The 14,229-nt window shown below is 70.2% G+C and carries 8 protein-coding genes; 2 read left to right on the forward strand and 6 right to left on the reverse strand.

Annotation, left to right across the window (positions count from 1 at the left end; genetic code table 11):
* Together I55_RS37195 and I55_RS38545 are read left to right on the forward strand one after the other, a co-directional pair.
* The coding region (locus I55_RS37195; RefSeq protein WP_044562083.1) for a hypothetical protein at positions 1-3,841 on the forward strand (3,841 nt) is incomplete at its 5' end.
* Entirely contained in the window at positions 3,838-6,981 is a 3,144-nt protein-coding gene (locus I55_RS38545) for an autotransporter domain-containing protein (RefSeq protein ID WP_044562084.1), read from the forward strand. The genes I55_RS37195 and I55_RS38545, both read left to right, overlap by 4 nt.
* A 147-nt stretch (positions 6,982-7,128) precedes the next feature.
* On the opposite strand, the gene I55_RS18630 is transcribed toward I55_RS38545, so the two are convergent.
* The 6 genes from I55_RS18630 to I55_RS18655 all read right to left on the reverse strand — a co-directional run.
* Positions 7,129-8,001, reverse strand: coding sequence for a CPBP family intramembrane glutamic endopeptidase (locus tag I55_RS18630; protein WP_044562085.1), 873 nt, complete (start codon positions 7,999-8,001; stop codon positions 7,129-7,131).
* Positions 8,002-8,070: 69 nt separating this feature from the next.
* Positions 8,071-10,635, reverse strand: a complete 2,565-nt coding sequence (locus tag I55_RS18635) for an excinuclease ABC subunit UvrA (protein ID WP_044562086.1) — start codon at positions 10,633-10,635, stop codon at positions 8,071-8,073.
* 139 nt (positions 10,636-10,774) lie between these two features.
* Positions 10,775-11,014: a tautomerase family protein gene (locus I55_RS18640; RefSeq protein WP_044562087.1), complete on the reverse strand. Its 240-nt coding sequence runs from the start codon at positions 11,012-11,014 to the stop codon at positions 10,775-10,777.
* A 118-nt stretch (positions 11,015-11,132) separates the two neighbouring features.
* A complete protein-coding gene (gene poxB, locus I55_RS18645) occupies positions 11,133-12,869 on the reverse strand; it encodes a ubiquinone-dependent pyruvate dehydrogenase (RefSeq protein WP_044562088.1) in 1,737 nt (578 codons plus the stop codon).
* A 190-nt stretch (positions 12,870-13,059) separates the two neighbouring features.
* Positions 13,060-13,254: a hypothetical protein gene (locus I55_RS18650; RefSeq protein WP_044562089.1), complete on the reverse strand. Its 195-nt coding sequence runs from the start codon at positions 13,252-13,254 to the stop codon at positions 13,060-13,062.
* A gap of 24 nt (positions 13,255-13,278) precedes the next feature.
* Positions 13,279-14,229, reverse strand: a 951-nt coding sequence (locus tag I55_RS18655) for an alpha/beta hydrolase fold domain-containing protein (protein WP_148293830.1), incomplete at its 5' end; no start/stop codon positions are given.

Consider the following 14,229-nt stretch of genomic DNA (forward strand, 5'->3'; position numbering starts at 1 on the left):
CACGGTGGTCAACGATGGCGCCAGCCTCAGCCTGGCGAGCACGCTCAGCATCACCGGCAACTACAGCCAGGCGTCGGGCACGCTGGCGCTGGGTACGCTGTCGGCGGTGGTCAGCGGGGTTGCGGCCATCACCGGCGGCACCATCAGCGCCAGCGTCTCCTCCACCAGCAACTACGTGGTGGGCGGCAGCACCGGGGTGATCCTGGTGCAGGGCGGTGCGGGCTCCAGCTACACCGGGGTCAGCCTGACCTCGAACGTCACCGGCCTGACCATCGCCGCCGGGACGCAGACGGTCGGTTCCAACGTCGACCTGGTGGTCGACGCGTCCAACGACTACATCGGCGGCACGCTGGGCAGCCTGGGCAACACCGGTACCATCGGCAACGTGGTGACGGCGGCCTACATCGCCACCACGGGCAGCCTGGGCACCTTGGCCAACAGCGGCCTGCTGTCCGGTGCGCGCTATGGCATCCGCAACCTAGGCACCGTTGGCATGGTGGACAACAGCGGCACGGCCACCGGCCTTGTGGGCCTGTACAACCAGGGCGCCATCGGCACGGTGTTCAACACCGGCCTGCTGCAGGACGCCCCATCGGTTGCGGCCGCCGCGCTGAACAACACCGGCTCCATCGGCGTGCTGACCAACATGGGCACGATCACCAGCCCGGTGGCGCTGCGCAACAGCGGCACCATCGGCCTGATCGCCAACAGCGGCGTGATCGCGGGCAGCATCATCAACACCAGCGCCAACGCGCTGACCCTCACCGGCGGTGCCGGTGAGATCGTGGGCAGCCTGACGGGCACGTTGAGCGGCACCGTCAACAGCGTGGGCACGATCACCAGCACGGGCGCCGATCTGGTGCTGGCGTCGGGCAATCTGTGGCTGAACGACCAGGTCAACCTGGGCGGTTCGGGCACGCTGTCCAACAGCGGGGCCAGCGTGCGGCTCAGCACCATCATCACCGTGACGGGCAACTACAGCCAGTCGGCGGGCACCCTGGGCGTGGTCTACGGCGGCGGCCAGCTGGCGGTCAGCGGGGCTGCGGTGCTGACGGGCGGCACCATCGCGGCGACGGGCGTGCCGGGCACGATGAACCTGCTGGCGGGCGTGGGCGACACGGTCGCGCTGGTCAGTGGCGGCGCCGGCTCCAGCTACACCGGGCTCAGCTACACCAGCGACGTGACGGGGATGGAGGTGACGGGCTCGGTGGGCGGCAACAGCCTGTACCTGGCGGGCGCCAACGACTATGTCGGCGGCACGCTGGGGACGCTGGCCAACACGGGCACCATCAGCGCGAACAACGCCGTGTACGTGGCGGCGACGGGTACCCTGGGCTCGCTCAGCAACAGCGGCGTGCTGCAGGGCGCCACGGCGGCGCTGATCAACCTGGGTTCCATCACCTCCATCGTGAACGGCAACGTCGGTACGCTGGGGGTGATGACGGGCGGTGTCGGCGTGCTCAACCAGGGTAGCTTGGGCACGCTGGTCAGCTATGGCACCATCCTCGGCACCACGGGTGCCGCCGTGGACAACCGGGGCACCCTCCTGGCCCTGGGCAACGCCGGCACCATGACCGGCGCCACCAGCGGCGTTAGCAACACCGGCGCGGTGGGTCTGTTCGTCAACATCGGGCTGGTCTCGGGCAGCATCGGCATCGACAACAGCGGCGTGCTGGGCACGCTGATGGCCCAGGGCGGCGCCATCACGGGCAGCGACCTGGGCATCCGCAACAGCGGCACCCTCGCGCTGCTGGCCAATGCCGGCCTGCTGTCGGGCGTGACGGCGCTGTACAACAGCGGCACGCTGGGCACGGTGGCCAACAGCGGCACCATCCAGGGCAACATCGTCAACCTGTCCACAGGCGATCTGGTGATCGCCGGCACGGGCGGCACGCTGTCGGGCGGCACGATCAGCAACACCTCGGCCAACGTGGTGTTCGCCGGCGGGTCGCAGGTGGTGGGTGACGCCATCAACGTCGGCGGCCACACGGTGGTTAACGACGGCGCCAGCCTGTCGCTGGCCAATACGCTCAGCATCACCGGCAACTACAGCCAGGCGAGCGGCACGCTGGCGCTGGGGACGTACTCGGCGGTGGTCAGCGGGGTGGCCAGCATCAGCGGCGGGGTGGTCAGCACCAACATCGACACCGGCGGCAACTACGTGGTGGGCGGCAGCACCGGGGTGATCCTGGTGCAGGGCGGTGCCGGGTCCAGCTACACCGGGGTGGACATCACCTCCGGCATCACCGGCATGACGGTGGCGACGGGGACGCAGACCGTCGGGGCCAACGTGGACCTGGTGCTGGCGGCGGTGAATGACTACATCGGCGGCACGCTGGGCACGCTGAACAACACCGGGACGATCAGCGGCGTGCTGACGGCGGCCTACATCGCCACCACCGGCAGCATCGGCACCCTCAGCAACAGTGGCCTGCTGGATGGCGAGTTCTACGGCATCCGCAACCGCGGCAGCATCGGCCTGGTGGCCAACAGCGGCACGGCCACGGGCCAGGTGGGCCTGTGGAACCAGGGCGTCATCGGCACGGTGGTGAACACCGGGCTGCTGAAGGACGCGCCGGAGGTCAACGCCGCCGGTCTGAACAACCAGGGCAGCATCGGCGCCGTCATCAACCAGGGCGGCACCATCAGCAGCGTGGCCTACGGCCTGTACAATAGCGGCACCATCGCGTCGCTGGACAACAGCGGGGTCATCAGCGCCACGGATACGGTCAGCGGCCGGGGCCTGCGCAACAGCGGCACCATCGGTGCACTCAGCAACAGCGGCACCATCAGTGGCGTCACCGCCCTCTACAACAGTGGCAGCCTGGGCACGATTGCCAACAGCGGCACGATCGCCGGCAGCATCGTCAACACCAGCGCCAACGCCCTGGTCTTCACCGGCGGCAGCGGCACGACGGTCGGCACGCTGACGGGTGTGTCGGGCCTGGGTACCTTGACCAGCACGCTGGCCAACGTGAATCTTGCCAGCGGCAATCTGCTGCTGAACGACAACGTCGTCGTCGGCACCACCGGCACCCTGGTGAACAGCGGCGCCAACGTGCTGCTGACCAGTGCCATCAGCGTGACGGGCAACTACGCCCAGACCGACGGTACACTGGCCATGGGCGTGGGTGGCAGCGGGGCGGGTGAGCTGCTGGTCAGCGGCGATGCCAGCTTCACCGGCGGCACGGTGGCGGTGACGGCGCTGTCGGGCAGCAACCTGATCGCGGGCCAGAGCTACACCATCGCCGAGGTCGGCGGGACGCTGACCACCACCAACCTGGCGGCGGCGGCCACCGGCTTTAGCGCCACGCTGGGCAGTGCCGCCAACGGCAGCGCCACCGACCTGCTGCTGACCCTGCTCAGCGACTATGTCAGCGGCACCCTGGGCACGCTGACCAACACCGGCACGATCAACGCGGCCACGGCGGTGATGATCACCAGCAGCGGGTCCTTGGGCACCTTGGCCAATAGCGGGGCCATCATCGGCGACGTGGTCAACGCCAGCGCCCATGACCTGGTCATCACTGGCGGCAGCAATGGGACCGTGGGCAGCTTCAGCGGCGGCACCATCCGCAACAGCCTGTCGAACCTGACCTTCGCGTCGGGTGCGGTCGGCCTGGGCGACGCCATCGATGCCAGCGGCCACACGGTCAGCAACACCGGGGCCAGCATCGCGCTCGCCAGCGACATCAGCATCAGCGGCGCCTACAGCCAGACGGCGGGCACGCTCTCCGTCAGTGGCCACGTGCTGTCGGTCAGTGGCGCGGCCCAGGTCATGGGCGGCGTGGTCAACGCCGGTCTCGCCGGGGCCGCCAACTACTGGTGGGTGACGCCGTGACCCTGATCCGGGGCGGCAATGGCTCGACCTACACCGGGGCCACGGTGGTCAGCGGGCTGACCGGCCTGGACGCCTTGGGCGCCGCCAGCGGGTCCAACCTGCAGGCGGTGGCCGGCAACGACTACATCGGTGCCAGCTTCGGCACGCTGAGCGTCACCGGCACCCTGGTCAACACGGCGGGCGGGGCCACGGCGCTGTACATCGCCCGCACCGGTACCCTGGGGGCGCTGGCCAACAGCGGCGTGGTCAGCGGCAACGTCACCAACATGGGCGCCCGCGATCTCACCATCATCGGCGGGTCGAATGGCACCGTCGGCGCGTTCACCGGCGGCACCATCAGCAACACCGGGGCGAACGTCATATTCGCCTCGGGCGCGATCAGCCTGGGCGACGCCATCAACGTGGCCAGCCACACGGTGGCCAACATCGGGGCCGCCATCGCGCTGGCCAACGACGTGGCGGTCACCGGGACCTACACCCAGAGTGCGGGCAGCCTGAACGTGTCGGGCCATGTGCTGACGGTCAGCGGCCCGGCCAGCATCAGCGGCGGCACGGTCAGCGCCGGGATCAGCGGGGTGGGCAACTACCTCGTCGGCGACAGCGTGACCATGATCCAGGGCGGTGTGGGGTCCAGCTATGCCGGGGCCACGGTGACCAGCGGCCTGACCGGCCTGGACGCCACCGGCCGCACCAGCGGGACCAGCCTCCTGGCGGTGGCCGGCAACGACTACATCGGCGCCAGCCTGAACAGCCTGGCGGTCACCGGCACCCTGGCCAATACCGCCGGCGGCGCCACGGCGCTGTACATCGCCAGCACCGGCACGCTGGGCAGCCTGGCCAACACCGGCACCATCGTCGGCAACGTGGTCAACCAGTCGGCCCGCGACCTGACGATCAATGGCGGTGGCAACGGCACCGTGGGCCGCTTCACCGGCGGCACCATCAGCAACACCGGGGCGAACGTCATCTTCGCGTCGGGCGCCATCAGCCTGGGCGATGCGATCAATGTGGCCAGCCACACGGTCAGCAATGCCGGGGCGAACATCGCCCTGGCCAGCGACGTGGCCGTCACCGGCAATTACGCCCAGTCGTCGGGCACGCTGGCGGCCAACGGCCATGCGCTGGCGGTCAGTGGTGCGGCCGTTGTCACGGGCGGCGTGGTCAACGCCGGGGTCAGCGCCATCGGCAACTACATCGTCGGCGACAGTGTGCTGCTGATCCAGGGTGGTACCGGCTCCAACTACTCAGGCGCCACGGTCACCAGCGGCATCACCGGGCTGACGGCCAACGGGGTGACCAGCGGGTCCAACCTGCTGGGCGTGGCGGCCAACGACTACATCGGGGCGTCCTACGACACCCTGAACGTCGCCGGCACGCTCGCCAACCCGACGGCACTCTACATCGCCGCCACGGGTACCCTGGGCACCCTGGCCAACAGCGGAGTCATCCGGGGCGCCATCACCAACCTGTCCAGCGGCGACCTGATCATCACCGGTGGCAGCACCGCCAGCCCAGGCACGCTGAGCGGGGCCAACGGCGCCGTCGGCACCATCAGCAACACCCTGTCCAACGTCCGCTTCGTCGGCGGGGCCCAGCTGCTGAATGACAATATCAATGTCGGCAGCCACACGGTGTTCAACAGCGGGGCCACCCTGCTGGTGACCAGCGCCATCAACATCACCGGCAGCTACAGCCAGTCGGCGGGCGGCCTGGTGGTGGGGGTGACCTCGCCCACCAGCTACGGCAACCTGGTGATCAGCGGCAGCGCCGCCTTCACCGGCGGCACCATCACCCTGCAGGGTGTGGGCAGCGGTGCGGGCGCCCTGCAGGCCGGCACCTACACCATCGCCGGCGCCGGCAACGGCCTGAGCCTCAGCGGCGTGAACTTCGCCGCCACCGGCTACACGGTGACCAGTAACGTGGTGACGGTGGGGTCCAACACCGACCTGGTGGTGACGGTGGCGGGCACGGCGACCAATTACACGGCGGTGGGCAACGCCCAGGGCGGCGCGGCGGTGGGTACCGGCGCGGCGCTGGACCAGATCGCGGCGCTGGCCTCCACCAGCATCACCAGCAACGCGGCGGTGGCGGCGTTCACCCAGCAGGTGCTGGCGCCGCTGGCCACGCTGACGCCGGAGGCCAAGCAGGTGGCGGTGGCGCAGCTGTCACCCAGCCAGCTGACGCCGCAGCTGACGGCGGCATCGGTGACGCCGACCACCACGGCCATCAGCCAGCACCAGGAGACGGTGGCCAGCCTGATGGATGGATCCAGCAAGGGCATGGCGGCCGGCTCGGCGGGCCGCGAGGGCGTGATCTGGGGCGAGATCGTGGGGGCGGGCGTGCTGCGCGGCACGACGACGGAGGCCGCGGGTTACCGGGCCAGCAGCGCCGGCCTGGTGCTGGGCGCCGACTGGTTCGCCAGCGACGAGGTGATGGCGGGCCTGGCCTTCAGCTGGATCAACAGCGCCTCGGTGGGCCAGGGGGTGATGGCGGGCAGCACCACGCGGGTGGGCAGCTACCAGCTGACGGCCTACAGCGTCTACCGGCCGGAATGGGCGGACCAGAAGCTGTCGGTCGAAGGCCAGCTGGGCTTCGGCTACAACCACTTCGACCAGCGGCGCGCCATCCAGTTCCTGGGCGCCCGCGCCAACGCCAACTATGGTGGCGAACAGTACCTGGGCAAGGTGACGGTGGGCTACGAGCTGCCCAGGCAGGGGGCGTTCACATTCACGCCGCAGTACAGCCTGCGCTTCGTGCGCCTGGTGAACCACGACTACCAGGAACGCGACGCGGGTCCGGCCAACCTGAAGGTGGACACGCTGGGCACCAACGCAGTGACGCAGGAGCTGGGCGTGAAGGTGGATACCGAGCTGGACACCCTGTTCGGCAAGCTCTCCCCGGACCTGCGGGTGGCGTGGGTGCACGACTTCCGCGATGCGCCCATCCCCACCACCGGCGTGCTGGCGGGGGTGGCGTTCGCCAGCACCACCGGCCGGGTCAACACCGACGGCCTGGCGGTCAACCTGGGCGCCACCCTGCAGCACACGGAGAACTTCAGCCTGCGCCTGGAGTACAACGGCGAATACCGCCACGACTACCAGAGCCACGGCGGCGTGCTGCGCGCCAGCTGGGACTTCTGATCGTTGGCCTGACGGTATCGGGTGACGCAAAGCGGGGGCGGTCCGCCCTATCATGAACAGGTTACGAGCGGGATGCGATCACGCATGATCGCATCCCGCTCGTAGGGGCCGCCCCCGCTTCACATTCAGGGCGGGCCACCGGCCGGCTTATCGCGCGCCTTGGAGCATGGGGTAGGTGAACAACACGAAATGGGTGGCGTTCAGGCCGACATGGGCCAGGATCGCCGCTGGCAGGCCGCCCTGGCGATAGGCCAGGCCGTAGCCGATGCCGGCGATGCCGCCCAGGACCACCCACTGTCCGCCACCGCCCACATGGGCCAGGCCGAACAGGGCGGCGGCGGATAGAAGGGCCGCGTTTTCGCCCCAGGGCCAGCGGCTGAAAAGCCGCGCCAGGCCGCCCTGGACATAGCCGCGGAACAAGGCCTCCTCCGCCACCGCCACGAAAAGCACGTTGTCCACCAGCCAGACACCACCATCCATGGGCCATTTGGGCGCCCAGGTGACGGTGCCCAGCGCCAGGGCGGCGGCCAGGCAGGTGGTTGCCGCCCCCAGCCAGGCGAAGGCGCCGGCGGCCAGGGCCGTCCGCATCGATTGCCGGTTCCGGATCCCGGGCATCACCATCAGCAGCCACAGGCCCACCAGCGGCTTGTCCAGGTTCAGGTACAGGGTGAAGGGGACCGCGTCCGGGGTGAGGCGCGCCGGCCCCATGACGCGCGGGTTATGGAAGCCGGGCCAGAGGTGGGCGGAAAGCGCGACGGCCATCGCCAGGAACAGCCCGTGTCCCAGTTGGCGGGCCAGCGGCGGGCGGTTCGGCCCTACCGCCCAGGCCGCCGCCGCGAGTGTCGCGAACGCCAGCGTGGCCGGCCAGTCCAGCCGCCCGTCCAGGGCCGCCGCGCCATAGCCCACGACCATAAGGCCCACAGCGGCATGGCGGAAGCGGTCGGTCCAGGCGGCGGCCGTGGCGAGGGCCAGGGCGACCCAGGGGGCGACCCAGGGGGCTATCCAGGGTAGGGCGACCATCGGCGTCCGGATCCAGGGGCGGGAATTCCGCGCCTTTTTATCCGGCTGGCGATGGCGCGCAAGGGTTCCCTATCCCCGTGACAGGAAAGGTCGCAGGTACGGGGCCGTCCGGCTGTCCGGGGATGCCGCCACAATCTCCGGCCGGCCGCTGGCCACCATCCGGCCGCCTTCGTCGCCGGCGCCGGGGCCAATGTCGATGACCCAGTCGCCAGCGGCCGCCACGCTCATATCGTGGTCCACCACCACCACGGTGTTGCCGGCGGCGACCAGGGCGTCCAGCTGCGCCACCAGCCGCTCCACGTCCGATGGGTGCAGACCGGTGGTGGGTTCGTCCAGCACGTACAGGGCCCCGCCGCGTTGCGCCCGTTGCAGCTCCGTCGCCAGTTTGATGCGCTGCGCCTCCCCGCCGGAAAACTCGGTCGCCGGCTGGCCCAGGCGCAGGTAGTCCAGCCCCACCTCGCGCAGCACCGTCAGCGAGCGGTGGACGGCGGGCACGTCGGCGAAGAAGTCCCACGCCGCCGCCACCGTCAGGCCCAGCACGTCGGCGATGGTCTTGCCTTGGTAGATGATCTCCAGCGTCTCGGCGTTGTAACGGCTGCCGTGACAGACCGGGCAGGGGGCGTAGACGCTGGGCAGGAACAGCAGCTCCACCATGACGAAGCCCTCCCCCTCACAGCGGGGGCAGCGGCCCTTGGCCACGTTGAAGGAGAACCGGCCGGCGTCGTAGCGCCGGCGGCGGGATTCCGGTGTGGCGGCGAACAGGGCCCGCACATGGTCCAGCAGGCCGGTGTAGGTGGCGAGGTTGGAACGGGGCGTGCGGCCGATGGGCTTCTGGTCCACCTGGATCAAGCGCTTGATGCCGCCCAGGCTGCCGTCGATCCGCCCCTCGGTCGCCGCCGCCGGTTCCTGCTCCAGCATCGCCTCGGCGTCCGCCGGTTCCTCCTCCACCGCCACCGGCGCGCCCAGCGCCCGCCCCACCAGTTCCACCAGGGCCTGGCTGACCAGGCTGGACTTGCCGGAGCCGGAGATGCCGGTGACCGTGGTCATGACACCCAGGGGAAAGGCGCAGTCCAGGCCGTTCAGGTTGTTGCGGATGACACCCGCCAGCCGCAGCCAGCCCTGGGGCTCCCGCCGGGGCCGGGGTTGGCCCTGGTCTTCGGCGAACAGGTGGCGGGCCGTCTTTGATGCCGCCGCCCGCCGCAACCCCTGTGGCGGGCCGCTGTAGAGCACCTGGCCGCCGCCCTCGCCAGCGGCGGGGCCGACATCGACGATCCAGTCGGCGTGGCGCACCACGTCCAGGTCATGCTCGACCACGAACAGGGAATTGCCCACCTCCTTCAGCCCGTCCAGCGCACGCAGCAGCGCCTGGGTGTCGGCCGGGTGCAGGCCGGCCGATGGCTCGTCCATCACATAGACGACGCCGAACAGGTTGGAGACCACCTGGGTCGCCAGACGCAGGCGCTGCAACTCCCCCGGCGACAGGGTGGGGGTGCCGCGCTCCAGCGTCAGGTAACCCAGGCCCAGGTCTAGCAGGACGGCCAGGCGGCGGCACAGGTCGGCGGCGATGCGGGTGATGACGATGGCCGTCTCCGGCCGGGTCCGGCGCAACGACGCCAGCCGGTTGGAGCCTTCGTCGGTGTAAGGGGCGAAGATCCCGGCGATGCGCTTCAGCGGCAGGCGGCCCATGTCCGCGATGTCCACGCTCTCGAATGTCACCGACAGGGCGTCGCGCCGCAGCCGCTTGCCGCCGCAGATGGGGCAAGGGCTGCTGACCATGAAGCTGGCCGCGCGCTTCTTCATCATGGCGCTCTGCGTGGTGGCGAAGCTGTGCATGATGTGACGCCGGGCGCTGGAGAAGGTGCCCATGTAGTTCGGCTCCAGCTTGCGGCGGACGGCCTCGCGCGTCTGGGCGGGGGTGAAGCCGGGATAGACCGGCACCTCCGGCTGTTCGTCGGTGAACAGGATCCAGTCGCGCGTTTCCTTGGGCAGGTCGCGCCACGGCGTGTCGACGTCGATGCCCAGCGTGACCAGGATGTCGCGCAGGTTCTGCCCGCCCCAGGCGGTGGGCCAGGCGGCCACCGCCCGCTCCCGGATGGTCAGCGACGGGTCCGGCACCATGGACGCCTCCGTCACCTCATGCACCCGGCCCAGGCCATGGCAGGTGGGGCAGGCGCCTTCGGGTGTGTTGGCGGAGAAGGCCTCCGCCTCCAGGTGCGGCTGCCCCGGCGGATAGTCGCCGGCGCGGGAATAGAGCATGCGCAACAGGTTGGACAGGGTGGTGACGCTGCCGACGGAGGAACGGGCGGTGGGCGACCCGCGCTGCTGTTGCAGGGCCACGGCCGGCGGCAGGCCCTCGATGGCGTCCACGTCCGGCACGCTCATCTGGTGGAACAGCCGGCGGGCGTAGGGGGAGACGGATTCCAGGTAGCGGCGCTGCGCCTCGGCATACAGGGTGCTGAAGGCCAGGGATGATTTGCCGGAGCCGGAGACGCCGGTGAACACCACCAGCGCGTCGCGCGGGATGTCCACGTCGACGTTCTTCAGATTGTGTTCCCGCGCGCCGCGGACACGAACGAAGCCGGGCTTGTTCAGGGCCGGAAAAGCCGCGTCCTCGGGATCAAGGCGTTCATGCATGGGGCTGCCTCCTGCGCCGGGACAGGCGTCCTGGCCGGGGCCAAGGTGCCACAGGCCGCCGGCCCATGGCATTGAACGATGGTGTGGTGGCGTCGTCCGTTGATCCCAGCCTTATCCAAGTTATCCAAGATGCACCGCGTCAGCGGGCTTTAAACGGGTCGTAGTCAGGCTTCCTGAAGAGGCTTTCCGCCTTGTCGACGATGTCGGGGCGGTAGACCGCTTCCGCCCAGTCCGCTGGCGCCACATCCTCGATGCCCACGGAAACCGCCCCCTCGCGCGATCCCAGCACCGCGATGACGGCCTGGGCCAGGGCCTCGGCCAGGGCGGCCTTTTTCTCATCAGGCTGCCCGGCGTAGAGTTTCACGATCACATGAGGCATGGTTCCTCCTTTCGGATGGCGCGGTACCCATGACGGAGATTTTCCTTTACCACCAGCGGGGCGGGAAATCAGCCGGTCTTCCCGCCCCAGTTCGCCCCGCCCTAAGTCGCCCGTCCGGTCAGCGCCACAGGTTGGTGCGGGCCAGATCGACCAGTTCGTCCCCCCGGCCGCTCATCACCGCCTTCAGCATGTACAGGGTGAAGCCCTTGGCCATCTGGAGGTTGATGGCGGGCGGAATGGGCAGTTCGGTCCGCGCCACCACGGCGTCGACCAGCACAGGCCCGTCGTGGGCGAAGGCCTCGCGCAGGCCGGGCTCCACCTCATGGGGGACCTCCAGGCGTATGCCTTTGATGCCCACCGCCTCGGCCAGCGCGGCGAAGTTGGGATTCTCCAGCGTGGTGCCGAAGGGCAGGAAGCCGGTCGACTTCTGCTCCACCTCGATGAAGCCCAGGGCGCCATTGTTGAAGACGATGATCTTTGCCGGCAGCCCCTGCTGCTTGAAGGTCAGCAGGTCGCCCATCAGCATGGTGAAGCCGCCGTCGCCGGACAGGGAGATGACCTGGCGCCCGGGAAAGGCCGCCTGGGCGCCCAGGGCCATGGGCATGGCGTTGGCCATGGAGCCGTGCCAGAGCGAGCCCACAAGGCGCCGCCGGCCGTTCATGGCCAGATACCGGGCGGCCCATACCGTGGGCAGGCCGACGTCAAAGGTGAACACGGCATCGTCATCGGCCAGGTCGCTGATGGCCTTGGCCACCTGCTGCGGGTGGATCACGCGGTTGCCGGCGTCGGGTGCGGCCAGCGCGTCCAGGTCCTGGCGGGTGCGGCGGTAGTGGCGCACGGCCTGGTCCAGATGGGCGCCGTCCATCCTGGCCGCCAGGCGGGGCAGCAGGGCGCGCACGGTGGCGCCGACATCGCCCACCACGCCCAAATCCAGCGCCGTGCGGCGGCCCAGCTGTCCCGGGCGGATGTCGATCTGGGCCGTCCGCACGCCGGCGCCCTCGGGATAGAACTGGCGGTAGGGGAAGTCCGTGCCCAGCATCAGCAGCAGGTCGGTATCCTTCATGGCGTAGTAGCCGGAGGAAAAGCCGATCAGGCCGGTCATGCCCACGTCATAGGGGTTGTCATACTCCACGTGCTCCTTGCCCTTCAGGGCATGGACGATGGGCGCCTTCAGCGCTTCCGCCAACGCCACCACCGCGTCATGGGCCCCCGCGCAGCCGGAGCCGCAGAGCAGGGTGATGCGGTCCGCGTCGTTCACCAGGGCGGCCAGCGCGTCCAGTTCCGCCTCCGCCGGCACCACCACAGGCGGATGGGGCACCAGTCCGGCGGGCTTGGGCGCCGGCCCGGCCGCCGCTTCCCTCAGGGCGACGTCGCCCGGGATGACGACCACCGACACGCCCTGCTGGCCGATGGCGGTACGGATGGCGATCTCCAGGGTGCGGGGCATCTGCGCCGGATCGGACACCAGCTCGCAATAATGGCTGCACTCCCGGAACAGGTCCTGGGGGTGGGTCTCCTGGAAATAGCCGGAGCCGATCTCGGGCGAAGGGATGTGGGCGGCGATGGCCAGCACCGGCACGCGCGAGCGGTGGCAATCGAACAGACCGTTGATCAGGTGCAGGTTGCCCGGGCCACAGCTGCCGGCGCAAACGGCGATGCTGCCGGTCAGGTGGGCGTCGGCGCTGGCGGCGAAGGCCGCCACCTCCTCATGGCGCACGGGGATCCAGGCGATGTCACCTCGGCGGCGCACGGCGTCGGTCAGGCCGTTCAGGCTGTCGCCCACGACCCCATAGATGCGTTTGACCCCGGCGGCGGCCAGGGTGGCGATGAATTGATCGGCGACGGTGATGGACATGGGGACACCTCGATCGGGATGGTGTTGGCCGGTCGGCGATCCATCGCTTGCGCGTGGATCCGGGGTGATTATTCCCCCAGGCCGCCGGTCCTTCTTGTCGGTCGCGAAGATGCTTTGAACATTTGCCGGCCAAGGAGCCACCGTTGGGCCTGATGCCGCGATGGCCGGAACCAAACGGAGCGGGGCGCTTTCAGTTCCCGATGCCGACCTCGGCATGGGGCGCCCGCCAGGTGCGGCGCCAGCGCGGCTGGGGAAGGGGGCGCGTCGTCAGGCGCAGCACCAGCCAATCCAGCTGGGCCAGCAGCAGGGCGCCGCCGCCCGGTCCGGTGCAGTAGTTGCCGGCCAGGGTCAGCAGGACGCGCAGGGAGGGGATGGTGGTCGCCATGGGCCAGGTCTCCAGCGTGGTCGGCTAGCGGTACAGGGCGGCGGCCAGCGCGCGGCGGGCCACGGCCTGGGCGGCCAGGGTGGGGGCCGTCTCCGCCAGGCCGTCCAGCCAGAAGAAATCAGGAATGGTGCCCATCAGGCGCAGGGCCGTGGTCTCCACCTCCGCCGCCATCAGCCGACGGGCCAGCGCCTCGCCGCCCTCGCGGGCGGGGTCCGCCTCCGCCGTCAAGACCACGGTGGGCGGCAGGCGGCGCAGGTGTTCCAGCGGCAGGTCCAGGGGCGACAGGCCGGCCCAGGGCGCCTGGTAGGGAAAGGCCTGGCTGGCCAGGGCGCGCGCGTCTTCCGCGTCCAGCCAAGCCGACGCGGCGGATTCCGTGGCGGGGCCGACCACCGGATGGAACAGCACCTGCGCCTGCAGCCGGTTGCGGTGGGCGGGGGCCGCCGCCAACAGGCAGGCCATGGCGCCGCCGGTCCCGTCACCGGCGATGGCCAGGCGGCCCGTGTCCAGGCCGTGCTCCCCCCCGTGGCACAGGGTCCAGTGCAGCGCGGTGCTGGCCTGCCGCAGGGCCTGGACGGCGGGCACCAGGGGCGCCAGGCCGTATTCCACGAACACCAGGGCGGCACCGCAGGCGTGGGCCAGCAGGGCCGCCGCCGTTCCGTGGCTGGGCCAGCCGCCGAAAGCCCAGTGCCCGCCATGCAGGTGGAACAGCACCGGCACGGGCGGTGAAACGTCCGGCGGCAGGGCGATACGCACGGGGATGGGATCGCCGCCGTCCGTGTCCGGCACCAGGATGCGGCTGACGGGGCTGCCCAGGGGGACCGCCTCTTCCTGCAAGTCCCGGACGATATCCTGCCGGGCGGCGGGGGCGTGGCGGCCATAGGGCGACAACCCGGCCTCCGTCACGCGGTCCAGGAAGCCCTGCACGCCCGGGTCGAGGGTCGGGCAATGCAAGNCGGAAATCCAGCCGGGGCGGCC

The organism is Azospirillum sp. B4 (genome assembly GCF_000333275.1).
GTDB lineage: Bacteria > Pseudomonadota > Alphaproteobacteria > Azospirillales > Azospirillaceae > Nitrospirillum.

Excerpts from the sequence above, each read along its gene's own strand:
- I55_RS18630 (WP_044562085.1), bottom strand. The coding sequence starts at position 8,001 with ATGGTCGCCCTACCCTGGATAGCCCCCTGGGTCGCCCCCTGGGTCGCC.
- I55_RS18635 (WP_044562086.1), bottom strand. The coding sequence starts at position 10,635 with ATGCATGAACGCCTTGATCCCGAGGACGCGGCTTTTCCGGCCCTGAAC.
- I55_RS18640 (WP_044562087.1), bottom strand. The coding sequence starts at position 11,014 with ATGCCTCATGTGATCGTGAAACTCTACGCCGGGCAGCCTGATGAGAAA.
- poxB (WP_044562088.1), bottom strand. The coding sequence starts at position 12,869 with ATGTCCATCACCGTCGCCGATCAATTCATCGCCACCCTGGCCGCCGCC.
- I55_RS18650 (WP_044562089.1), bottom strand. The coding sequence starts at position 13,254 with ATGGCGACCACCATCCCCTCCCTGCGCGTCCTGCTGACCCTGGCCGGC.